The organism is Streptomyces sp. NBC_01460 (assembly GCF_036227405.1).
Lineage (GTDB): Bacteria > Actinomycetota > Actinomycetes > Streptomycetales > Streptomycetaceae > Streptomyces.
Genome location: NZ_CP109473.1, coordinates 5,964,704 through 5,986,502, shown reverse-complemented (window position 1 = coordinate 5,986,502; position 21,799 = coordinate 5,964,704). Strand labels below are relative to the sequence as shown.

The window sequence follows — 21,799 nt, the reverse complement described above, 5'->3', positions numbered from 1 at the left end:
TCGGAGTTCCGGGACGACGATCCGTGACGACGTCATATCGGTGGGTTGATCCCGAGCGGACTGGCGTGCGGCCCTACCGGCCCCGGCAGGGCCTGGGGGTCAGGTCAGCGCGGGCTCCGCCTGGGGTACGTCGATGTCGATGCTGTCGAGCAGCGACTCTTGGTGCTGGGCGGCGGCGTTGAGCGCGTCGTTCTCGTCCTGGATCCGTACGAGCTCGGATTCCAGGTCCTGGACGCGCTTCTGAAGCCGTCGCATCTCGGCGAGGAGTCGCGGGTCGGAACCGCCGACGTAACCGAGAAGCGCCTTTGCCATGATTGATGGTCCTCCACACTGAGTGACCGACCGGATGCGGTGTGGGTCGTGAGGGAATCGCACCCGCGGTGCTCGGCAGTCTTCTGTCTTCACTGTTCACTGCTGTTCTGCTGTCACCAGCTCTGCCGAACAGCTGAGGTGCGCGGGGTTTTCAGCGTCTCACCAAAAAGTTTGACGGTCAACACGATCACACGCCAGGGGGCCGGGTGTCCCGGGGGCGCGCGGCTCGGCGATCATGCGGCGCGGCTCTCCTGCGGGTCCCGAAGGGCGTGGAGATCTTCGTCAATGCCGCAGCCTGGCATGAGGCGCGCTTCTTGGCAACCATGTCCGGACGCCGGCTTCTTTCGCAGGTCATTTCGGGTGCGCGGCGCCCGTTACCCCTCCCGGCCACCGCTCGGCACCCCTCGTGCGCACAGCGCGTCGGGTCCCGTTTCACCGCCGTGATCAACGGATAGCGAATCCCTCGTATCCGCCGCGCGGCGTGTCCCAGATCTCAGTGACGCCGTCGACGCGGCCGGGTGTGTCGTCGGAGCCGAGCCAGTCGAGCAGACGGTGGCAATTCTCACGCGGCCCTTCGGCCACCACCTGTACCCGGCCGTCGTCGAGATTGAGGGCGAAGCCGGTGAGTTTCCCGATCCCCAAAGCATTTGCCCTGGTGAACCAGCGGAACCCCACTTGCTGTACTCGGCCGCGTACCCATACGACGAGTCGTGCGTCTTCGTTCATGCCCGAACGCTAACCGGCCAATTGCTTCACGAGCACCTCGCCCCAATCCGTCATGGCGTAAGGTCCCCTCGCAATAGCCTCACCCGAACGGGTGAGTTTGATCTTGAATACGGTGACGTCGCCACGACGCCCGGAGCACGAGGAAGGCACAGCGCATGGGACGGCATCGACGCGCAGGCGCGGCCCCCGCCGCTGAGCAGTACACGGCGGACGCCCCGGAGGGGCACAGGAGTGCTCGCCGGAAGAAGCGGACCGGCATACCCGTGCGCGCCGGACTTCTCGGCGTCTCGGCCGCCGTGGCCGTCGGAGCCGTCGCTGTCGCCTCCGGCCTGCTGCCCGGGGGCGGCAGCTACAGCGTCAGCGGGGGCGGGGCATCCGACCAGGTCCACGCGGGCGGTGCTCCCGACCTGCTGACCCAGGGCGACGCGTCCGCCGAACCGACCAGCCGCACCTCGGCGTCCGCGTCGGCCGAGGCCAACCGCGGTGCCGGCCGTTCCGCCGCGCCCTCCACGTCCCCCTCGGCCACCCCGAGCGAGAAGGCGAGCAAGAAGCCTTCCGCCACCGCCTCGAAGCGGGCGACGAAGACGCCGGAGCGGACGAAGGCCCCCGCGGCCGAGCCGAGGAAGAGCACGTCGTCCGGCCCGGCGACCAAGGCCCCGGCGGCTCCGAAGACCTCGTCGGCCACCCCGAGCCGTGAGGCCGAGGCGCCGGCGAGCCCGTCCGCCACCTCCGCCCAGGCCGCCGTGCTCAGCCTCGTCAACCAGGAGCGCGCCAAGGTCGGCTGCAGTCCGGTCACCGCGAGCGCCGCGCTGACCGCGCTCGCCCAGGACTTCAGCGACGACATGGCCGCCCGCGACTTCTTCGGTCACACCGACCCCGACGGCGCCACCCCCTGGGACCGTGCCGACGCGGCCGGTGTGGAGGGCCTCGGCGGCGAGAACATCGCCCGCGGTCAGGCCGACGCGCAGGCCGTGATGGACGCCTGGATGAGCAGCGAAGGCCACCGCGCGAACATTCTCAACTGCGACTACAAGACGCTCGGAGTGGGAGTCCACCTGGGCTCCGGCGGCCCCTGGTGGACGCAGGACTTCGGCTTCTAAGAATTCCGCAGGTCAGCGACCTACGAACTCTCGTGGGCCGTCTCGGGGCCGTCATTGGCGACCGGGGCGGCCCACACTGCGTCCACGGCGGCTCGCGTACGCGTCTGACTGGCCGGCATGAGGTGCGTGTAGGTCCGCAGCGTGAAGCCCGGATCGTGATGGCCGAGGTACTCGCTCAGGGCCTTGATGCTTTCCCCGGCGTCCAACAGCACGGATGCATAGAAGTGCCGTAGCGCGTGCATCCCGTTATCCCTCCCGTTGGCGATACCGGCAGCACGGAGACCAGGGCGCCACTGCCGGTCGTTGAAGCGATTCCGGTTCAGGGAAAAGCCCTCAGGGCTCCGGAAAATCAGAGAAGCGGTAATCGGCGGGCCGTCCAAAGACTTCCAGGGCAAGGTGACCTCCGCCGCCGGGTACTGCGTGAGGTGGCCGGCCAACGCGAAGGCGATGGACTCCGGCAGGGGAACCTCCCGCTCCTTGCCACCCTTGGGCGGTGCGAACACGGGCCGGTTGCGCAGGAGCTTCACCTGTCGGACCACGTGCACGACACCGCCGAGGAAGTCGATGTCCTCGACAGCCAGGCCGAACACCTCCCCCTGCCGAAGACCGCACCCGGCGGCGGGGTCGACAAGCGCCCGATACCGCTCAGGCAGGGCAGCCCGCACAGCCTTGACCTGATCACCAGACCAAGGCTTGACCTTGCGCGGGTCGAGGCGGGGAGCCTTCACAGACCTTGCGCTGCATGGATTGGCCCGGATCACCCGGTCTTCGACAGCGGCCGTGAAGACGGTCGAGACGTGAGCGAAGATGCCGCGCCGATATGCAGGCGAGAGTCCCGCGTCCTCAAGGATCCGCATCCAAAGTCGAATGTGTGTCGGGTTGAACGAACCGATGGGGCGCTTGCCGATGTGCGGGAGCGCGTGAAGACGCAATCGCATCTCGACGGACTCCCGAGTGGAGGGGTCAGTCATCTGCGTCTTCATCCACTGCGTGGCGTACTGCTCGAAAGTGGCCTTACCAGCCTCCGGAGCGATGTAGTCGCCACGGGACATGTCGGCCTCGATGTTCGCCAACCAGGTCTCGGCCTTGCGCTTCTGCTTGTCCGGGAAGCTCTTGGACTTCTCGCTGCCATCGGGACCGACGTATCGCGCGCGGTAGCGCATACCGATGCCGTGACGTTCGGTCGCGACCTTGACCGTCTTGCCGTTCGGGCCCGGCTCGGTCTTGTACCAGCGGTCTTGGATGTGTCCGGCCATCAGGCAGCTTCCTTGTCCATCAGCGCGGCGACCCAGACGCGCACGTCTTCGGGGTCGTAGCGGAGGTGCCGGCCGACGCGGAAGCCGCGGGGCCCGGTGTCCTTGCGGCGCCACTGATAGACCGTCTCGACCGGGACGCCAAGGAGGTCAGCCAGATCAACTGGCGTCAGATAGCGATCGGGGAGCGGACGCCTCATGCCCACACCTCCGATCCGTCGAGCGCTTCGAGTTCGGCGCGTGCGTCGCGGGCGGTTTCGCGGTTGGTGTGGATGTCGCGGTGGATGTTGGCGGCGAGCCAGGATTCGCCGGGGGTGTGGCCGTGTCCGGCGTAGGTCCAGTGGGCAAGGGTCAGCGTGGAGCCCTCCGGGGAGTCGTCCGGATCGGGCAGGCCCCGTTCCCGGCGCTCCTGGCGGGCGCGGAAGTCGGCCCGGACCTGTCGCAGTGCGCCGAGGGTGGTCGAGTAGCGGCGGGACTTCGTGGAGAAGTGGCCCCGGAAGCCGAGCATGTGGGCCCACTGCCAGAGCTTGCGTTCGGGGTAGGCGTCGTCCAGGTCGAAGCACGCTCCGATGAGGCGCCGGGCGTGGTCGGGGAGGTCGGTGAGCTTGTCGAGTTCGGCCAGCTCTCCGATGCGCCGGTCCACGGTGCCGGTCGTCTCGGCCGCCTTGGTGGCGTACTTCGCGACGTACGCGGCCACCGCCTGTTCGGTCAGGTCGTCGTTTGCGTTGTCCGCGCCGATCGGCCGCACGTCCACCTGAGCACCCCACCGAAGCGTCCGAGCCGGTTGGGCGCCCGAAGGCGGAACGGGCACGCTCACACGGGCAGCAGCCGCCTGAATCGCGTCCGACAGCAGAGCGACGCTGGCCCAGGGCGGAGGGGTGGTGTCGGGGCCGTCCGGGCCGTCGAGTCGGACGATCGCGTGGAAGTGGACCGCGCCGCGCTTCTGGAACTCGGCGACCTTCCCGAACGAGATCCGGCACTCCTCGGCCGAGGCTTTCTGGGAGAGGCCGGCGCGAGCGGCGACCTCCCGTCGGAGGTAGATCGTGAAGCGGCGCCACAGGTCCCCGGCGTGGTTGTTCCACAGCACCGCACCGGCGTAGTCGTACGTGCTCGGGTTGAGGGCCGTGCCGAGATCCGGGGAGCCTTCGGGGTGCTCGGTGCCGCACCGGCAGACGCCACGGGTGGGGCGGTTGTGGACCGGGCCGAACGAGGGGGCGGTGAGGGTCGCGAAGACCTTGGGGTGCGTGCGCACCGTGGTGGGGGTGCCCTTGTTCACGTCGCCGGTCAGTCCGGCGCGGATCAGGTGGAAGGTGTCCCCGGCGTAGGTCCAGGCGCAGGAGGGGCACCGGGAGGCACGGCGGTTCCCGCAGGCCACCCGCAGTCGTCCGCCGGGTTCGCCCTGGGTGCTGTAGGAGTAGAGCACCCGTCCCGACTTCGCGTCGCGGGTGGTGGTCATGCCCTCCAGGTGGATCGGGTCCGAGCAGCCACCAGTACGGCGTACCTGTTCCTGCCACCGGTCGAAACCGGGAGCGTTGGCGACGCGTAGGAGGTCGGCCAGGGTCAGGGGGTCGGTGCCCACGACCGCAGCAGTACCGGCCACGGCCGAAGGCTCGACGGGGAAGACCGTCACTGGTCCTCCCTCGGGTAGCCGTGCCCGATCGGCGGGTAGAGCCCGCGCACCTTGGCGTCTTCCTCGGCGTAGTGGGCGTCATCGATCACGGTGAAGAACCGGGTGTAGGGGTGGACGTCGTGAGCGTCGAGGTACATGCCGATCTGCTCGGTACGCCTCTCGTCCGCCCACTCAGCCGCGTGCAGGGCGTCATCGGGGAAGGCGGTCACACGCCCACCTCGTCCACGTCATCGCCGTAGGCGCGATACACCCGGAAAGTGTCGTCCCCGACGTAGCCGGAGACCGGCTCGTAGTCGCCCAGGCGGAAGGTCAGCATGGCGTTGGCCTGCTCCACACAGTCCAGCCGCGCACGGTCGGGGAAACGACCACGAAACCAGCGCCGCGCCGCTGTCGAGACCTGACCGGCCAGACGCAGAACCCTGTAGTGCTGCGCCTCCACACCGGAGCGGTACACGTCTTCGAAGCCGAGTCGGTCAACGCCCTGCACTACCCAGGCGATCACCTGCGGTGTGATGCCCCTCGACCAGGAGAAGCCCGTGGGCATGTCCGAGGCGTACAGCGCGACCGTCCGTTCAGCACCCGTCATCCGCAAGGTTGCGAGCAAGTCACGCTCAGCGGAGGTGTCCGGACTGGTACGCGCAGCTAAGAGTGTTGCAGGCATGATGGAAGCTCCCTCAGGGGACGAGGGGCGGCACATCTGCTTGGCCGTAGGGTGCCGCCCCGACGTGACCAACCTGACTAGCTTGGTTGGCCATGTCCCAAGTTAGAGAGCATGGCTAGCCATGTCAACAACTTGGCTGACATGACTGTCCTAGTCCGCCTCCGGTCACCTACCATCGAGAAATGACCTACGTTCCCGACCCGTTGGATCCAGACGACGACCGACCGCCGTACGAACAGGTGGCAAGCAGCCTGAGCGCCGCCATCCGCACCCGCCGAATCGCCCCCGGAGAGAAGCTCCCCTCCCACAAGGAGCTAACCGAGCTGTACGGCTTCGCGCGGGCCACGATCCAACGGGCCTTGCGGGACTTGGAGGACGAGGGCCTTGTCATCTCCCGAAAGGGCAGCGGGGTCTACGTCCGTAACCGCACCGAGCGTCCCTCTGGTCTTCGCCCGTATGTAGAGCAGGCGTTCAGTCGGGATGAGGTCACCATCGACTTCGCTGGGTTCTCCAGCGAAACCCTGCATGGTGCACTCCAAGAGCCACTGGACAAGATCCGAGTAGGCAGGCTGACGCCGCAGAGCATCACCATGCGGATACTCGTCCCGGACATGTCGGTGCCCCAGGCCGCGCCGGTCCGGATGACGGACGGCCAGGATGATCAGCGTCTCCGCGACCGCATGCGGGAGATCATGATCAGCTACACCCGCAGCATCCGTGACTCCTTCGCTGAGCTGAAGCACCTGGGCCTCGTCTCAGAAACCCGCATCCAGGTGCGCGTCCACAGCGGGACGCCCTTCTTCAAGCTGTACGTCATCAACGGTGAGGACGCCTTCTTCGGGTACTACCCGATCCGGCCCAACAAGGTCGTCGCCCAGGGCGAAACCATCGAGATCTACGACTTGGTGGGCAAGGACACTGTGCTGTTCCACCACTCCCTCAACGATGGCGAATCCTCCAGCGGTGCCCAACAGGTGCAGCAGGCTGGCATGTGGTTCGACAGCGTGTGGGGAACCATCGGAAGGGACTTCGATCTCGATGCCCACTGACCCGCTCAGCCAGGCGCTCATCGGAGCCCGTGTCCTGTTGTTCGACTTCGACGGGCCTCTCTGCGATGTGTTCGCCGGACTGCCGGCACCGCAAGTTGCCAACGAGCTGGCGCGGCTGCTTTCGGCTGAAGATGGAGCTGCGGGGGCGAAGGCGATGGGAACGACCGACCCCATCGAGGTACTCAGCATTGCCCACGAGGCGGACGCAGCCTTGGGCCAGAGGATCGAGCAGGCCCTAACGGCAGCAGAGGTTCGGGCGGTTGAGGTTGCTGGAGCTCCGACGCCGGGTTCTGTGGCTGCGCTGCTGGCGGCTAAGGAGTCCAACCGAGGGATTGCGGTGGTGAGCAACAACTCTGCCCAATGTGTAAGAGCCTTCTTGGACCGTCATGGGTTGGGGGGATACGTCACCGAGATCGTGGGCCGCCCATCCGAGCAGCCGCATCTCATGAAGCCGAACCCGTATCCGCTGATCCACGCCGCTGAACTGATGCACGTGGACGTCTCTGTATGCGCTCTGATCGGTGACTCAGTGACTGACATACAAGCTGCGCGGGCTGCTGGAGCCAGCGTGATCGGCTACGCCAACAAGCCCACCAAGGCCGAGACGTTCGCTTCTCTGGGTGCCAACGCCATCACCCATGAGATGCAGGCCATCGCGGACGCCCTCTCCGCCGAGCAGATCTCCTAGCCAGCACGCAGGCCGGGTTACAGGTTTCTCTACCTCATCAAGGCACCCGGCTGCGCTCCGCTCCGCCGGGCGCGCTTCCCGGCTCTGGCCGCTCCCGCGCTCCTGCCTCCGGCCCGCTCGTCGCTGCCGCCGCCGACGCGCGCCCGCAGTGGATAGGCCGAAAGGCATGAGTCGAGACCAAAGCCCGCGGCTTCAAGACATGCCTCCGGCGGGGGCGCTACGGCACCGGGATGGATGGGGCGCCGTTCGCGAGTGCCGGCCGGAACGTGGTGAGCGTCGTGGTGGCCCCCATCCCGACCACCTTCGACCCAGGCAAAGCCGAGCAGTCGCGGCCCAGGGCGTCAAGGTCGTTCGTACAGTGGCGCGCTCCACCTTGACGCCCTGAACCACGACCGCTCCACAGAGTGTGGGTCGAAGGCGGACGGGATGGGAGCTGGGGCGAGTGGTGGGGGAAGGAAAGACGCCGCTGCACCCCTGACTGTCAGTGGCTGCCGATAGTCTGAAAGGTTGGCAGCTAGCCCTACATCTAGTGGCTGGATGGCCCGACACGCCCACAACTTGTGGTTCGTGTACCCCATTTGAGCCACAGGAGGCGCTATCCTTCTCAACAGCGCGAAAGACCCCAGTTCGGAAGGACTGACGCGGGGTCGGTACCTGTTCGAACTGGGGTCGTGATGCGTTCCTAGGCGCCCAACGACCCTACACGGCTTCCCCCTTCCCTCTGAAGGGTGGGGCCGACGTCGAGCGGTATCCAGCTCGAAAGGTAGGTGATCAGGATGGCTAAGAAGCTGACGCCGGGTACGCCCGCGCCGAAGTCGGGGCAGTACAAGGTCCCCGGATCGAAGACCGAGGTCACGGCCGTGAAGGGCAAGCCCCTTCCGCCGACGCCCAAGGCTGGCCAGGGTTACAAGATCGTTGACCCGACCAAGCACAAGCCGAAGGGCAAGTGACCTGAGGGGCAGGTTCTCCGGAACCTGCCCCTCAGGCGTCCACATGACTTCCGAGCGCAGGGCGTCACGATGAACGCATATCCAGACTTCGGCCACCCCGGGGGCATGAGCGCAAGCCCCTGGTTCAAGCTCCGGTAGGAGCACCTTCCCGGGCCGCCGCCGGGCCGTCCGGGGGCGCTCAAGGGTGACCAACGCTGACAACCGTCAACAGCTTAATTGCAGGTCACAGCACTGGCCACCATCAAGATCGCAGGTCAGGAGAACGACCCGTCACTTCTTCGGCTTCTGAGCAGAGGACAGCCGCTTCACGAACCACGAAGCCCCCTGCCGTCCCAGGACGGCAGGGGGCTTCTCCTGTCCGGACGCCCCCGCCGGCTGCGGGACGACCGGCGCCCGTTCCCTCCGCGCCCGCGACCACGGCCTCCTACGCGTCCCGGTCGACTACGCGGACGGCACCCGTCCGTGCAGCGCTCACCGGAAGTGAGCGCTGCACGGGCGTAAGCTGGCGGTATGGGTGAGACACAGACGGACTCCGTGCGTGACGACGAGGGCGAGTCCCCCTTCGACGTCTTCTCGCGGCAGTGCCCCTCACGCGGAACCCTGGAACACGCCACGGGCCGCTGGGGCAGCCTGACCCTCGGCGCGCTCCACGAGAACGGCGCCCGCTTCAACGAACTGCGGCGCCGGATCGACGGGGTCAGCGAGAAGATGCTCTCCCGGACGCTCCACGCGCTGGAGCGCGACGGCCTGGTCCACCGGGACGCCAGGCTCACCAACCCGCCGCGTGTCGACTACGCGCTGACGCCGCTCGGCCACGAGGTCACGGCCCGGCTGATGGACCTCATCCAGCTCGTCGAGGGGCGGATGCCCGAGGTCATGGAGGCCCGGAGCCGTTACGACGCGGCGCACGAGGCCTGAACAGGACGGTCAGGAAGGCCGCGGCGGACGCTGGCAGCGCGGGCAGAAGTAGCTGGAGCGGTTCATCCAGGGCCGGCGGCGCATCGGCGTACCGCACCGGCGGCAGGGCTCGTCCTCGCGGCCGTAGGCGTCCAGCGACCGGTCGAAGTACCCGGATTCGCCGTTCACGTTGACGTACAGGCTGTCGAAGCTGGTGCCGCCCTGGTCGAGGGCCGCCCGCATGACCTCCCGGACATGGCCCAGCAGCTCCGCCGTCCTCGGGCGGGTCAGGGTCGCGGTCGGCCGCTCGTAGTGGAGCCGGCTGCGCCACAGCGCCTCGTCCGCGTAGATGTTGCCGACACCGCTGATCAGGGACTGGTCGAGCAGGGCACGCTTGACCGTCGTACGGCGCAGTCGCAGCGCCAGGTGGAAGGCGGCGTCGTCGAAGGCCGGGTCGAGGGGGTCGCGGGCGATGTGCGCGATGACGTCGGGCAGACCGTCAGGCGTGTTCTCGTGCAGCGACAGCCCGCCGAACGTCCGCTGGTCGACGAAGCGCAGCTCGGTGCCGAGCGGGTCGTCGAAGCGGATCCTGATCCGCAGGTGCTTCTCGTCGGGGGCGTCCTCGGGCTGGACGAGCAGCTGACCGCTCATGCCGAGGTGTCCCAGGAGCGAGGACTCCACCTCGTCGAGGGGGACCCAGAGGTACTTGCCGCGGCGCATCGCCGTGCCGAAGCGCAGACCCTGGAGCCGGGCCGCGAAGTCCGCGCCCCCCGCGAGGTGCCGCCGGACCGCACGCGGGTGCAGCACCTCGACCGCCTCGACGGTGCGCCCGGCGGTCCAGCGCTCCAGCCCCCGCCGCACGACTTCGACCTCGGGCAGTTCGGGCACGGCGGGCACTCCTTCGGAGAAGCGACGGGACGGACAGGAAGGACGTGACAGGACAGCGAGGACGTGACGGGACAGCGGAAACCCCCCGGTGCGCGGGCGCACCGAGGGGTTTCCGGATCAATCAGGCAGGAGCCGCGTCCGACTTCGGCGACGGGTCGGCAGGGGTGTCGGCGACCCCTCCGTCGGCCGCGGCCTTGGCCGCAGCCTCCCGTGCTTCCGCGGCGGCGCTGATCTCGCGCCAGGCGGACTCGGCCGCCTGCTGCTCCGCTTCCTTCTTGCTACGGCCGGTGCCGGTGCCGTACGAGACACCACCGACGCGAGCAGCAGCAGTAAAGGTCTTCTCGTGATCGGGGCCGGTCTCCGTGACGAGGTACTCGGGGACTCCGAGGCTCTCGCTCGCGGTGAGCTCCTGGAGACTGGTCTTCCAGTCCAGGCCGGCTCCGAGGTTGGAGGACCTGTCGATCAGCGGGTCGAAGAGCCGGTGGACCAGCTCCGAGGCCGCGCCTAGGCCCTGGTCGAGATAGACGGCGCCGATCACCGCTTCAAGGGTGTCGGCGAGGATGGAAGCCTTGTCCCGGCCACCCGTGCCCTCTTCACCGCGGCCGAGCCGGATGAAGGAGCCGAGTTCGAGGCCGCGGCCCACTTCCGCAAGTGCACGCGAGTTGACCACCGCGGCCCGCAACTTGGCCAGCTGGCCTTCGGGCAGGTCGGGGTGGGTGCGGTACAGCGTGTCCGTGACCACCAGGCCGAGCACCGAATCCCCGAGGAATTCGAGCCGCTCGTTGGTGGGCAGACCGCCGTTCTCGTATGCGTACGAACGGTGGGTCAGCGCACGCACCAGAAGGGCGGACTCGAGGTGATACCCGAGCCGCCCTTCCAGAAGCGTGTGGGACGAGGCTGTGTTGATGTTGTCTGCCTGCTTCTTGGCGCTGGACAACTCAGACATCGGGCCTCTCACCAGCCGCTCAGACCTCGAGGACCTGGCGCTTGTTGTAGGTGCCGCAGCTCGGGCACGCGATGTGCTGGAGCTTCGGCTCCTGGCAACGCTCACACGAAACCAGGGTGGGGACCGCAGCCTTCCACTGCGACCGGCGGTGGCGCGTGTTGCTGCGCGACATCTTCCGCTTCGGAACAGCCACGGCTACTTCTCCTGCTTCTCGTCGACGCCAGGTTCGGCGCCGCCCATGTTGTCCTTCTCGCCGTCCTGAACGGTCTCGGCGAGTCCTTGCAGTGCCGCCCAACGGATGTCGGCGACGTCGTGGTGGTGGTCCGGATTCTCGTCCAGCCTGATTCCGCATTCGGAACACAGACCGGCACAGGTCTCCTTGCACACCGGCTGCAGCGGCAGTGCGAGCACCACCGCGTCACGCAGCACAGGCTCGAGATCGAACGAGTCGTCCTCGAGAAAGAACCTGTCCTCGTCGTCCTCGGCGTCGTCGACCGGGTCCGCGGTCCTGCTGCGGTTCCGGTCGTCGGCGTCAGGGTACGAGAACATCTCCTGGAAGTCCGCTTCGACCTCGAGGGTCAGCGGCTCCAGACACCTTACGCACTCCCCCTCGGCGGTCGCACGGGCGGTGCCTGTGACAAGCACCCCTTCCATGACCGATTCGAGGCGGAGGTCCAGCGCCAGGGGCGCGTTCTCCGGAACTCCGACGACCCCGTCGATGCCGAGGTCCTTCGGTGCTTCCGCCGTGCGGGTCAGCCGCTTCTGGGTACCCGGACGCCGGCCCAGCTCACGCGTATCGAACACGAGAGGGCTGCGGTGGTCGAGGTGGCCGTTCAGGGCTTTTCCTGCTTTCGAGATCATGTGCGTGGTGCTGCTTCGGGGAAGCTGCCCCTGTCCTCAGGGAAAGAGGGCAGCTGGGATCGCTGCATACGCGCGACCGAAGAGCCAGGATACTGGACGTACCGCCCAGCTCCCAATCCGGTACGAGCCGCTCCGGTCAGCGGCCCTGTTCGTACCGGCGCAGCTGTTCCAGGTCGATCATGCCGGTGTCGAACAGGCTGGTCTCGTCGAGCGCGCTCTCGCCCTGCTGCGCGGGCACCTGGGCCTGCTGCGGCCAGTACTCCTGCTGCTGGTTCGGGTCGTACGCCTGCTGCTGGTAGGCCGCGTACGGGTCGGGCTGCTGCGGGTAGCCGTAGCCGTCCTGGACCTGCTGCTGGTCCTGGTAGCCGTACGTCTGCGCGTACGGCGCCTCCGGCTGGGCCTGGACCGGGAAGTCGCTCGGGGACGGGTCCTGATAGTCGGCCACCGGCGCGTACTCCGGCTGCGCCGGCTCCGCGTAGGAGGGCTGCTGAGGGCTCCGGAGCGGCTCGGGGCCGGCCAGCTCGGCCAGGCCCGCCCAGTGGTCCTCGTCGCTGGTGTGCTGGTGGCCGCCCGCGGCGTCCTGGGCCGCCATGTGCGCGCCGAGGTCGTCGGTGGCGACCCGGCCGTGCAGCTTCTGACGGCCCCGGCCGACGGCCTCCAGGGTCTTGGCCAGCACGGCCTCGAAGGCGCCGAGCTTGGTGTCCACGTAGTCGTCGGCGCGGCGGCGGAGCGTCTCGGGGTCGGCGCTGCGCTCCGGGGCCTCGGCGAAGTCCGGGTCCTGGTAGCCCTGCTCGTCGAGGCCCTCGCCGCGGCCCAGGAGCTTCTCCCGGCCCCGGTCGACGGAGCCGATGGTCTTGGTGAGGACGACCTCGAAGTTGGCGAGCTTGCTGTCGACGTACTCGTCGGCCTCGGCGCGGACCTCGTCGGCCTCCCTGCGGGCCTCGGACAGGATCCGGTCCGCCTCCGCCTGGGACCGCTGCGCGATCTCGGTGCCGGAGACCAGCGAGCCGCGCTCCGCACGGGCGGACGCGATGATCCGCTCGGCCTCCTGCCGGGCCTGCTCGACGAGCTGCTCATGGCCGCCGATGAGCTCCTGGGCGTGGGCGAGGGACCCGGGCAGGGCCTCGCGCACCTCCTCGAGCATCGCGAGCAGTTCGGCCCGGTTCACCACACAGGACGCCGACATGGGCATGGAGCGGGCGTTCCCGACCGTTTCGACGATCTCGTCGAGCTTCTTCTGCACGTCCACCGTGTGCTCGCCACTCTCTGCTGCTGTTGGAGACGGACGGGACGACTGTAAGGCCAGTCGCCGCCACTCCGACACCTGGTGACGGACGGTCAGCTCGTCACTTCTTACCGAGACGGTCCACGAGCGCCTCGTGGACCGCCGGCGGCAGCAGGTGCGCCACGTCGCCGCCCCAGGCGGCGACCTCCTTGACCAGGGAGGACGACAGGAAGCTGTAGGTCGGGTTCGTCGGCACGAAGAGCGTCTCGACGCCCGAGAGGCCGTTGTTCATCTGGGCCATCTGGAGTTCGTAGTCGAAGTCGCTGACGGCCCGCAGGCCCTTCACGATCGCCGGGATGTCACGCTGCTTGCAGAAGTCGACCAGCAGGCCGTGGAAGGACTCGACCTCGACGTTGCCGAAGTCCGCCGTCACCTCGCGGATCATCGCGATCCGCTCGTCGACGGTGAACAGCCCTTTCTTGGACTGGTTGATCATCACGGCGACGTGCACGACGTCGTACAGCTTCGAGGCTCGTCCGATGATGTCGAGATGTCCGTTGGTGATGGGGTCGAACGACCCCGGACAGACGGCGCGGCGCAACGTGGTTCCCTCGCTCTCCGGTGCGGTCATCGTGCGTCTTCGCACGTAGAGGCGGCGCGACCGTACCAAAACGTGGCTTCGCCGTAGCGACGCGCCCGCTGGGGCTCGAATCCGTCGGGCCAGGTGAATTCCCCGCCTCTGGTGCTCCGTTCCACCGTGACGAGAGCATCGCCCGTGAGCCACCCCTGAGCACGGAGTGTGAGCAGGATCTCCCGGAGATCGTCGTCGGTGACGGCGTAGGGCGGGTCGAGGAAGACCACGTCGTACGGGTCCGAGGGCGCCGGTCCGGTCACGATCTGTTCCGCTCTGCCCGCACGGAGTTCCGCGCCGGGCAGACCCAGGGTGCGGATGTTGTCGCGGACGGTGCGCGCGGCCTTGGCGTCGGCCTCCACGAGCAGCGCGTGGGCGGCTCCGCGCGAGAGGGCCTCCAGTCCCACGGCCCCCGAGCCCGCGTACAGGTCGGCGACACGGATGCCGTCGAGCGTGCCCAGGAGCGCCTGCCAGGTGGAGAACAGGCCCTCGCGCGCACGGTCGGAGGTGGGGCGGGTGCCGGTGCCGGGGGGGACGGCGAGGCGGCGTCCGCCGGCCGAACCGGCAATCACGCGGGTCATGGGTGTCTGTTCCTCGGGTCGCGGGCGGCACACCGGACGGGACGTGTGCCGTGCTCCCCACGATATGGCGTCACCGGGGATCCGCCCGGTCACCCCTTGTCGAGGTACTCCTCCCGCTCCTTGTCGAGCAGGGCGTCCAGCGCGGTGCGCAGCTCCGGCAGCCGTTCGAGGCCGGGGTCGTCCGCGACGACGCGGACGGCCTCCTCGCGGGCCGCCGCGATGACCTCCTCGTCGTCGATGACGCTGAGCACCCGCAGGGAGGAGCGGACGCCGGACTGGGCCTGGCCGAGGACGTCGCCCTCGCGCCGCTGTTCGAGGTCGATCCGGGAGAGCTCGAAGCCGTCGAGGGTGGCGGCGACCGCGGAGAGCCGGGCCCGGGCGGGGCTCGCCTCGTGCGCCTCGCTCACCAGCAGACAGAGACCGGGGGCGCTGCCACGACCGACACGGCCCCTGAGCTGGTGCAGCTGGGACACCCCGAAGCGGTCCGCGTCCATGATCACCATCGCGGTGGCGTTGGGAACGTTCACCCCGACCTCGATGACGGTGGTGGCGACCAGGACGTCGGCCCGGCCGTCGGCGAACCGGCGCATGACGTCGTCCTTGTCGTCGGGCGGCATCCTGCCGTGGAGGACCTCGACGCGCAGGCCGGCGAGCGGTCCCTTCGCGAGCTGGTCCGCGATGTCCAGCACCGCGAGCGGCGGCCTCTTCTCGGCGTCCTCCTCCGGGGCGGCCTTCTTCTTCCCGGCCTTCCCCTTCTTCTCCGCGGCCTCGTCGGCGTCGTCACCGATGCGGGGGCACACGACGTAGGCCTGGTGGCCGTTCTCCACCTCCTCGCGGACCCGCTCCCAGGCGCGGCTGAGGAAGTGGGGCTTGTCCTTGGCCGGGACGACATGGCTCGCGATGGGCGACCGGCCGGCCGGGAGCTGGTCGAGGACGGACGTCTCCAGATCGCCGAAGACGGTCATCGCGACCGTACGGGGAATGGGGGTGGCCGTCATGACGAGCAGGTGGGGCGGCTGCTTCCCCTTGGAGCGCAGCGCGTCGCGCTGTTCCACCCCGAAGCGGTGCTGTTCGTCGACGACGACCAGGCCGAGGTCGTGGAACCGGACCTTGTCCTCGATCAGCGCATGGGTGCCGATGACGATCCCGGCCTCGCCCGTCACCAGGTCGAGCAGGGCCTGCCGGCGGGCCGCCGTACCCATGGAGCCGGTGAGCAGGACGACCTTCGTGCCCAGGTCGGAGCCGCCGAGCAGGCCGCCCTCGGCGAGCTCCCCCATCATCTCGGTGATCGACCGGTGGTGCTGCTGGGCCAGCACCTCGGTGGGTGCGAGCATCGCCGCCTGGCCGCCCGCGTCGACGGTGCGGAGCATGGCCCGCAGCGCGACGAGCGTCTTGCCGGACCCGACCTCGCCCTGGAGCAGCCGGTGCATGGGGTGTTCGGTCGCCAGGGCGTCGAAGATCTCCCCGGTGACCTTCTGCTGGCCCTCGGTGAGGGTGAAGGGGAGCGTGGCGTCGAAGGCGTCGAGCAGTCCGCCGGCGACGGGCCGGCGGGCCACCGCCGGGAGCTGGGTGTCCGCGTAGCGGCGGCGGGCCAGGGCGACCTGGAGGACGAAGGCCTCGTCCCAGCGCAGCCGGTCCCGCGCGGCGGCGATGTCCGCCTTGGTGTGCGGGCGGTGGATCCTGAGCAGCGCCTCGGGGAGCGGGACGAGTCCCCTGCCGTCGCGCAGTGCCGGGGGCAGCGGGTCCACCGCCTCCTGCGCGCTCGGGAGGACCGTGTCGACGGCCTTGGCGATCCGCCAGGAGTCCAGTTGCTTGCAGGCCGGGTAGATCGGCAGCAGCTGCCCCGCGAAGGCGTCGACGGCCTCGGTCGCCTCGTCCTCGTCATTCGCGTCGAGGAGCTGGTACGTGGGGTGGGCCAGCTGCATCTTGTGGTTGAACAGGGATGCCTTGCCCGCGAACATCGCCCGCCGGCCGGGGAGGAGCTCCTTGTGCGGCTTGTGGACGCCGTGTCCGAAGAAGACCAGCTGGAGTCTGCCGCTGCCGTCGGTGAGGGTGACCTCGAGCCGCTTGCCCCGGCCGTTGTTGAACATCATGACGCGCGCGTCGGCGACCTGGGCGACGACCGTCACGTGCTCGTCCAGCGGGAGCTCGGTGAGCGTCGTGAGGCGGCCCCGCTCCTCGTAGCGCCGCGGGTAGTGGTGCAGCAGATCACCGACCGTGTGCAGGTAGAGGTGTTCGGCCATCACCTTCGCGGTGGCTCCGCCGAGCAGCTTCTTGAGGGGTTCATCGAAAGCGGACACGCGGTCCATTGCACACCACGCCACTGACAGATGTCGCCGGGCGCCGCGCCCCGTGACGTGTCACTCGACGCCGATCAGCAGGGGCGCCGCCTGGTGTCCGCCCCGGTAGACGACCGTGTCGACGGCGAGGTAGCCCTCGCGGATGTGCGCGCCCAGGTCGTCGGCCAGGGCGTCGGGCACGTCCTCGCCGAGGACCAGGGTGACGAGTTCGCCGCCGGCCGACAGCATCCGGTCCAGGACCGTGCGGGCCGTGCCGGGGACGTCCTCACCGATGACGGCGACGTCCCCGTCGATCAGGCCGAGGATGTCGCCGGCCTGGCAGATGCCCGCCATGGTCCACGACTGCCGTTCCGCGACGGCGAGTTCGGCGTAGCGGGTGGCCCCGGCCGCCGAGGTCATCGCGACGACGTCCTCGTCGAAGGTGCGGTCGGGTTCGTGGACGGCGAGCGCGGCGATGCCCTGGACCGCGGCGCGGGTGGGGACCAGCGCGACACGGATGCCCTCGGTCCTGGCCTGTTCGGCGGCGGCGGCGGCGGTGTGGCGCAGCTGTGCGTCGTTGGGCAGCAGGACGACCTCGCGGGCGTGGGCCCGGCGGATGGCGTCGACCAGCTCGCCGCTGGCGGGCGGCTCGCCGGGCCGGGCCAGCACGGTGGTCGCCCCCGCCTCGGCGCAGAGGCCGGCGAGCCCGTCGCCGGGAACGACCACCACGACGGCGCGCTGGGCGGGCTCCCGGTGGGCCGCGCCCCGGTCGGCGGCGAAGTGGGTGATCCGGATCCGGTAGGGCCGGCCGGCCTCGACCCCGGCCTCGACGGCCGCCCCGGCGTCGTCGACGTGGACGTGGACGTTCCACAGCCCGTCGCCGCCGACCACGACCAGGGAGTCCCCCAGGGCGTCCAGCCGGCTCCGCAGCCGGGCCACGGCGTCGTCGGGCGCCTCCAGCAGATAGATGACCTCGAAGGCGGGGCCGCCGTCCGGGCCCGCGTCGGCGCAGTCGCCCGTCAGGGGCGCGGCCTCGGGCGCGGGCCGGACGCCCCGCTCCTGCGCCCGGCCGCCCACGGCTTCCAGCAGCGCTCCGAGCACGGTCACCAGGCCCTGCCCTCCCGCGTCCACGACGCCCGCGCGCCCGAGGACGGCGAGCTGGCCGGGGGTGGCGGCCAGGGCCGTGCGGGCTCCGCCGTACGCCGCGTCGACCACTTCCTTGAGGCCGGCGCCCCCCTCCGTGGCCCCGGCCGCCTCGGCGGCGGCGGTGGCGACGGTGAGCACGGTGCCCTCGACGGGGTGGGCGACGGCCTGCCGTGCCGCGGCGGCGGCCTCGGCGAGGGCGGCCCTCAGGTGATCCGCGTCACCCGACTCGGAGAGCACGCTCGCCATGCCCCGGAGCAGCTGGGCCAGGATGGTCCCGGAGTTCCCCCGGGCGCCGATCAGCGCGCCGTGGGCCATGGCCCGTACGGCGTCGGCGGGGGCGGGCACGGTGGAGCCGGTCTCGTGGGCGGCGAAGACCGCTTCGACGGCGGCGGCCGCCGACTCGACGGTGAGGTACAGGTTGGTGCCGGTGTCCCCGTCGGCGACGGGGTAGACGTTGATGGCGTCGATGGCCGCCCGCTCCCGGCCCAGTGCTTCCAGGGCAAGTGAGCACCAGGTGCGCACCGCGACGGCGTCAAGATCGTCGGGGGACTGCGGCACCGTTGGTCCTCCTTGGGACGGCCGTGGGGGGCTGGCTGCACCGCAGGGTAGTCCTCGTCCGTGGACCCGTCGGGCACAGGTGCGGGACGGAGGGCCCGGGGAGCCGTGGTAGTTTCGTATCTCCGACGCAGCCGTTGTATGCTGCTTCGGTTGCCCGACGAAAGTCGGGCCATTCCTCCGGTACCGCCACTTCAGTAAAATGATTCCGGCGCGCCGGAATTCACTGTAAGTGCATCTGAAGTCTTTGGAGTGACCCGTGGCTGCCAACTGCGACGTTTGCGGCAAGGGGCCGAGCTTCGGCAACAGCATTTCGCACTCGCACCGCCGTACGTCCCGTCGCTGGAATCCCAACATCCAGCGCGTGCGTGCCGTGGTCGGGCGGACGCCGAAGCGGCTCAACGTCTGCACCTCGTGCATCAAGGCCGGCAAGGTCGCGCGCTGACGTCTCGTCGTAGCGCAGCCTTCCGGTTGCCCAAAAAGCCGGTCCACCTCGGTGGACCGGCTTTTTGCTGTGCCCGGGGGCCCCGCCTCACCCCACGGGGCGTGTGAGCCAGCCGTGGTCGACGGGGCCGATCCCGCCGCCCAGCGCGAAGCCGGCCCGGATCGCGCCGGTGACGTACTCCTTCGCCCCCCGCACCGCGGTCGGCACGTCCTGGCCGCGGGCGAGTCCGCACGCGATGGCGGAGGCGAGGGTGCAGCCCGTGCCGTGGGTGTGCCGGTTGTCGTACCGGGGCGCGCGCAGCCAGTGCTCCTCGCCGCCGTCCGTCAGCAGGTCCACGGCCTCGCCGGGCAGATGGCCGCCCTTGACGACCACCCAGCGCGGACCGTACGCGAGGATCTCCGCGGCGGCCCGCCGCATCCCCGCCTCGTCGGTGACGGTGACGCCGGTGAGCTGGGCCACCTCGTCGAGGTTCGGGGTGGCGACCGTGGCGACGGGCAGCAGCTTCGTGCGTACGGAGTCGAGGGCTTCGGCGGCGAGCAGGGCGTCCCCGTGCTTGGAGACGCCGACGGGGTCGACGACGACGGGTGCGCCGGTCCCCGCGAGGAGTTCCGCGACGGTGTCGACGAGGGCGGCCGAGGACAGCATGCCGGTCTTCACGGCCTGGACGCCGATGTCGTCGACGACGCTGCGGTACTGGGCGCGCACGGCGTCCACCGGAAGCTCCCAGGCTCCTTGCACGCCCAGCGAGTTCTGGGCGGTGACCGCGGTCAGCACGCTCATGCCGTGGGCGCCGAGGGCCAGCATCGTCTTCAGGTCGGCCTGGATGCCCGCACCGCCGCCGGAGTCTGATCCGGCGACGGTGAGGACACGGGGCGGTATCGGGGCAGGTGCGGTCATGCCCCGGAATCTACTGCGCGTCCTCGATGGATCCGAAATGGTCCCAGCCGCCCTTGCTCGTCCAGGGCGCCCCGTCGACGGTGACCTGGGGCAGCGCCGACGGGTTGAGTACCTCCCCGATGACCTTCCAGCGCGCGGGCAGCTTCACGTCGGCCGGGAACGTCGCCACGATCGCGTGGTCCTCTCCCCCGGTGAGCACCCACTGCAGCGGGTCGACCCCGACGGCCTGTCCGATGTCGGACATCTGCGACGGGATGTCGATGAGCCCGGACCGCAGGTCGATGCGGACCTTGCTGGCCTCGGCGATGTGACCGAGGTCGGCGACGAGTCCGTCACTGACGTCGGTCATGGCCGTGGCGCCCAGCCCCGCCGCCGCGGGACCCGCGTGGTACGGGGGTTCGGGGCGCCGGTGGGCCTCCACGAAGGCGCGCGGCGAGCGGAACCCCCGGGAGAGCACGGCGAATCCGGCGGCGGACCAGCCGAGCCATCCGGTGACGGCCACGACGTCACCGGGCCGGGCCCCGGACCGGGTGACGGGTTCGTGGTTGCGCAGGTCGCCGAGGGCGGTGATGGCGACGGTGATGGTGTCGCCGCCGACGACGTCACCGCCGACCACGGCCGCGCCGGCGACCTGGCATTCGTCGCGCAGCCCGTCCATCAGCTCGGCGGCCCAGGTGACGGGCAGGTCGGCCGGTACGACGAGGCCGAGCAGCAGCGCGGTGGGCACGGCGCCCATGGCGGCGATGTCGGCGAGGTTCTGTGCGGCCGCCTTGCGGCCGACGTCGTACGCCGTCGACCAGTCGCGGCGGAAGTGCCGCCCTTCCAGCAGGATGTCCGTACTGGCCACGACCCTGCGGTCGGGAGCGGCCACGACCGCGGCGTCGTCGCCGGGTCCCAGCCGTACCGCCGGAGTGGTGGTGAGCCGGGAAGTGAGCTCTCTGATGAGCCCGAACTCCCCCAACTCGCCCACGGTTCCCTTCACCGAGTCTCACCTCTCATCTATCGCACCGGACACCTGTCCGGGCTGCTGCAGCGGCCGGAGGTCCGGACCGTGGACGGACGGCCCGCGGAAGCCGGTGGCCCCGGGACGTGCGGGCGTCACCGTCACCCTTCCGCACCGGTGGGCTTGCGGTCGCGAGCCCTCACTGCTGTCGGTACCGTCAAGAGATACGTCAACTTCTGTGGTGCGTACGCCACGCTGTGGGCGTCAACCGGCCCGTAGGTCTCCCCGCGGCCCGGGGCGACGCGATAACGTGGCGTCCCTTTCCCCCACATGATCCTCGTGGCCGCCCTGGAGGTTCCGTGGTACAGGCGTACATCCTTATCCAGACCGAGGTGGGCAAGGCGTCGATCGTCGCCGAGACCATCGCCAAACTCCCGGGAGTGATCCAGGCAGAGGACGTCACAGGCCCCTACGACGTGATCGTGCGCGCACAGGCCGACACGGTCGACGCGCTCGGCCGCATGGTGGTCGCCAAGGTCCAGCAGGTGGACGGCATCACGCGTACGCTGACCTGCCCGGTCGTCCACCTCTGACCCCTGTCTACGCTGGTCCGGTGACTCACACCCGCCGCCGGTCCCGCCGCTCACGTGTTCTCGTCCCGTCCGCCGCCCTCTTCGTGCTGGCCGTGGCGGGCTGTTCGGACGGCGGTGCCCGGCCCTCGGTGGCGGTTCCCACGCCGTCGTCGGAGGCCGCCGCCGGCTACTGCGAGAAGCTGCACGAGGAGCTGCCGGAGACCGTCGACGGTCTGGAACGGAACGATCCCTCACCGGATTCGGACCTGACCGCCGGCTGGGGGGACGGGGCGATCGTACTGCGCTGCGGCGTCCCCCGGCCCGCGAGGATGGACGATTCCCAGTCCAAGGCCGTCGACGCGGACGGCGTCAACTGGCTGCTGGAGCAGCCCGACGACGCCGACGCCGGCGCCGGCCCGCGCTTCACCACCACGTACCGCAAGGCGTACGTCGAGGTGACGCTCGGGACGGAGTACGCCCATGACATCACCCCGCTGTCCGCGTTCGCCGTGCCGGTGAAGAGGACGGTCCCCGACAGCCTCTGAGGGCTGCCCCGCGCGGGGC

The 21,799-nt window shown here is 69.7% G+C and carries 26 protein-coding genes; 8 read left to right on the top strand and 18 right to left on the bottom strand.

The window, feature by feature from the left end; genetic code table 11:
- Window positions 1–99: 99 nt before the first annotated feature.
- Both OG488_RS27190 and OG488_RS27185 read right to left on the bottom strand, forming a co-directional pair.
- Entirely contained in the window at window positions 100–312 is a 213-nt protein-coding gene (locus OG488_RS27190; protein WP_033304037.1) for a hypothetical protein, read from the bottom strand.
- Between the two features lie 444 nt (window positions 313–756).
- Window positions 757–1,038: an acylphosphatase gene (locus tag OG488_RS27185; RefSeq protein ID WP_329233313.1), complete on the bottom strand. Its 282-nt coding sequence runs from the start codon at window positions 1,036–1,038 to the stop codon at window positions 757–759.
- 155 nt (window positions 1,039–1,193) lie between these two features.
- Here OG488_RS27185 and OG488_RS27180 point away from each other — a divergent pair, with 155 nt between their 5' ends.
- A complete protein-coding gene (locus tag OG488_RS27180) occupies window positions 1,194–2,138 on the top strand; it encodes a CAP domain-containing protein (RefSeq protein WP_329233311.1) in 945 nt (314 codons plus the stop codon).
- Between the two features lie 20 nt (window positions 2,139–2,158).
- On the opposite strand, the gene OG488_RS27175 is transcribed toward OG488_RS27180, so the two are convergent.
- The 5 genes from OG488_RS27175 to OG488_RS27155 are packed head-to-tail and all read right to left on the bottom strand — an operon-like array spanning window position 2,159 to window position 5,682.
- On the bottom strand, window positions 2,159–3,394 hold the full coding sequence (locus OG488_RS27175) for a tyrosine-type recombinase/integrase (RefSeq protein WP_329233309.1): 1,236 nt from the start codon (window positions 3,392–3,394) through the stop codon (window positions 2,159–2,161).
- A complete protein-coding gene (locus OG488_RS27170) occupies window positions 3,394–3,591 on the bottom strand; it encodes a helix-turn-helix transcriptional regulator (RefSeq protein WP_329233307.1) in 198 nt (65 codons plus the stop codon). Before OG488_RS27170 ends, OG488_RS27175 begins: the two co-directional genes overlap by 1 nt.
- Window positions 3,588–5,021, bottom strand: a complete 1,434-nt coding sequence (repSA, locus tag OG488_RS27165) for a replication initiator protein RepSA (RefSeq protein ID WP_443074246.1) — start codon at window positions 5,019–5,021, stop codon at window positions 3,588–3,590. Before repSA ends, OG488_RS27170 begins: the two co-directional genes overlap by 4 nt.
- A complete protein-coding gene (locus OG488_RS27160; RefSeq protein WP_329233305.1) occupies window positions 5,018–5,230 on the bottom strand; it encodes a hypothetical protein in 213 nt (70 codons plus the stop codon). Before OG488_RS27160 ends, repSA begins: the two co-directional genes overlap by 4 nt.
- Window positions 5,227–5,682, bottom strand: a complete 456-nt coding sequence (locus OG488_RS27155) for a hypothetical protein (protein ID WP_329233304.1) — start codon at window positions 5,680–5,682, stop codon at window positions 5,227–5,229. Before OG488_RS27155 ends, OG488_RS27160 begins: the two co-directional genes overlap by 4 nt.
- Before the next feature lie 182 nt (window positions 5,683–5,864).
- On the opposite strand from OG488_RS27155, the gene OG488_RS27150 reads away from it, so the two are divergent.
- The 4 genes from OG488_RS27150 to OG488_RS27135 all read left to right on the top strand — a co-directional run bounded on the left by OG488_RS27150 (window position 5,865) and on the right by OG488_RS27135 (window position 9,287).
- Window positions 5,865–6,731, top strand: a complete 867-nt coding sequence (locus OG488_RS27150; RefSeq protein ID WP_329233302.1) for a winged helix-turn-helix domain-containing protein — start codon at window positions 5,865–5,867, stop codon at window positions 6,729–6,731.
- Window positions 6,721–7,419: an HAD family hydrolase gene (locus tag OG488_RS27145; protein ID WP_329233300.1), complete on the top strand. Its 699-nt coding sequence runs from the start codon at window positions 6,721–6,723 to the stop codon at window positions 7,417–7,419. The genes OG488_RS27150 and OG488_RS27145 overlap by 11 nt, the downstream gene beginning before the upstream one ends.
- A gap of 776 nt (window positions 7,420–8,195) precedes the next feature.
- Complete coding sequence (locus OG488_RS27140) at window positions 8,196–8,369, top strand: hypothetical protein (protein WP_180288938.1); 174 nt, start codon at window positions 8,196–8,198, stop codon at window positions 8,367–8,369.
- Between the two features lie 510 nt (window positions 8,370–8,879).
- Complete coding sequence (locus OG488_RS27135; protein ID WP_329233298.1) at window positions 8,880–9,287, top strand: winged helix-turn-helix transcriptional regulator; 408 nt, start codon at window positions 8,880–8,882, stop codon at window positions 9,285–9,287.
- A 9-nt stretch (window positions 9,288–9,296) separates the two neighbouring features.
- Here OG488_RS27135 and mutM read toward each other — a convergent pair whose 3' ends face one another.
- The 9 genes from mutM to OG488_RS27090 all read right to left on the bottom strand — a co-directional run bounded on the left by mutM (window position 9,297) and on the right by OG488_RS27090 (window position 18,381).
- Window positions 9,297–10,154: a bifunctional DNA-formamidopyrimidine glycosylase/DNA-(apurinic or apyrimidinic site) lyase gene (gene mutM, locus OG488_RS27130; RefSeq protein ID WP_329233297.1), complete on the bottom strand. Its 858-nt coding sequence runs from the start codon at window positions 10,152–10,154 to the stop codon at window positions 9,297–9,299.
- A gap of 121 nt (window positions 10,155–10,275) precedes the next feature.
- A complete protein-coding gene (gene rnc / locus OG488_RS27125) occupies window positions 10,276–11,100 on the bottom strand; it encodes a ribonuclease III (protein WP_329233296.1) in 825 nt (274 codons plus the stop codon).
- 19 nt (window positions 11,101–11,119) lie between these two features.
- A complete protein-coding gene (gene rpmF, locus OG488_RS27120) occupies window positions 11,120–11,293 on the bottom strand; it encodes a 50S ribosomal protein L32 (protein WP_003965982.1) in 174 nt (57 codons plus the stop codon).
- 2 nt (window positions 11,294–11,295) lie between these two features.
- Entirely contained in the window at window positions 11,296–11,961 is a 666-nt protein-coding gene (locus OG488_RS27115; protein ID WP_103760344.1) for a YceD family protein, read from the bottom strand.
- A 136-nt stretch (window positions 11,962–12,097) separates the two neighbouring features.
- Window positions 12,098–13,210, bottom strand: coding sequence for an ATP synthase F0 subunit B (locus tag OG488_RS27110; protein ID WP_329233294.1), 1,113 nt, complete (start codon window positions 13,208–13,210; stop codon window positions 12,098–12,100).
- Between the two features lie 97 nt (window positions 13,211–13,307).
- A complete protein-coding gene (coaD, locus tag OG488_RS27105; protein WP_329239045.1) occupies window positions 13,308–13,787 on the bottom strand; it encodes a pantetheine-phosphate adenylyltransferase in 480 nt (159 codons plus the stop codon).
- A 26-nt stretch (window positions 13,788–13,813) separates the two neighbouring features.
- Window positions 13,814–14,398 carry a 16S rRNA (guanine(966)-N(2))-methyltransferase RsmD gene (rsmD, locus tag OG488_RS27100; protein WP_329233292.1) on the bottom strand — a complete coding sequence of 195 codons (585 nt, stop codon included), beginning with the start codon at window positions 14,396–14,398 and terminating at the stop codon, window positions 13,814–13,816.
- An 89-nt stretch (window positions 14,399–14,487) separates the two neighbouring features.
- Window positions 14,488–16,707 carry an ATP-dependent DNA helicase RecG gene (gene recG, locus OG488_RS27095; protein ID WP_329233290.1) on the bottom strand — a complete coding sequence of 740 codons (2,220 nt, stop codon included), beginning with the start codon at window positions 16,705–16,707 and terminating at the stop codon, window positions 14,488–14,490.
- Window positions 16,708–16,758: 51 nt separating this feature from the next.
- Window positions 16,759–18,381: a DAK2 domain-containing protein gene (locus tag OG488_RS27090; protein ID WP_329233289.1), complete on the bottom strand. Its 1,623-nt coding sequence runs from the start codon at window positions 18,379–18,381 to the stop codon at window positions 16,759–16,761.
- Window positions 18,382–18,637: 256 nt separating this feature from the next.
- On the opposite strand from OG488_RS27090, the gene rpmB reads away from it, so the two are divergent.
- On the top strand, window positions 18,638–18,823 hold the full coding sequence (rpmB, locus tag OG488_RS27085) for a 50S ribosomal protein L28 (protein ID WP_003965989.1): 186 nt from the start codon (window positions 18,638–18,640) through the stop codon (window positions 18,821–18,823).
- Between the two features lie 87 nt (window positions 18,824–18,910).
- On the opposite strand, the gene thiD is transcribed toward rpmB, so the two are convergent.
- Both thiD and OG488_RS27075 read right to left on the bottom strand, forming a co-directional pair.
- Window positions 18,911–19,720, bottom strand: coding sequence for a bifunctional hydroxymethylpyrimidine kinase/phosphomethylpyrimidine kinase (gene thiD, locus OG488_RS27080; RefSeq protein ID WP_329233288.1), 810 nt, complete (start codon window positions 19,718–19,720; stop codon window positions 18,911–18,913).
- 10 nt (window positions 19,721–19,730) lie between these two features.
- Entirely contained in the window at window positions 19,731–20,702 is a 972-nt protein-coding gene (locus tag OG488_RS27075; protein ID WP_329233286.1) for a thiamine-phosphate kinase, read from the bottom strand.
- Between the two features lie 320 nt (window positions 20,703–21,022).
- On the opposite strand from OG488_RS27075, the gene OG488_RS27070 reads away from it, so the two are divergent.
- Both OG488_RS27070 and OG488_RS27065 read left to right on the top strand, forming a co-directional pair.
- Complete coding sequence (locus tag OG488_RS27070; protein ID WP_056791028.1) at window positions 21,023–21,256, top strand: Lrp/AsnC family transcriptional regulator; 234 nt, start codon at window positions 21,023–21,025, stop codon at window positions 21,254–21,256.
- A gap of 20 nt (window positions 21,257–21,276) precedes the next feature.
- Window positions 21,277–21,780 (top strand): DUF3515 domain-containing protein, encoded by a 504-nt coding sequence (locus tag OG488_RS27065; protein WP_329233284.1) that lies wholly within the window; start codon window positions 21,277–21,279, stop codon window positions 21,778–21,780.
- Window positions 21,781–21,799 lie beyond the last annotated feature (19 nt).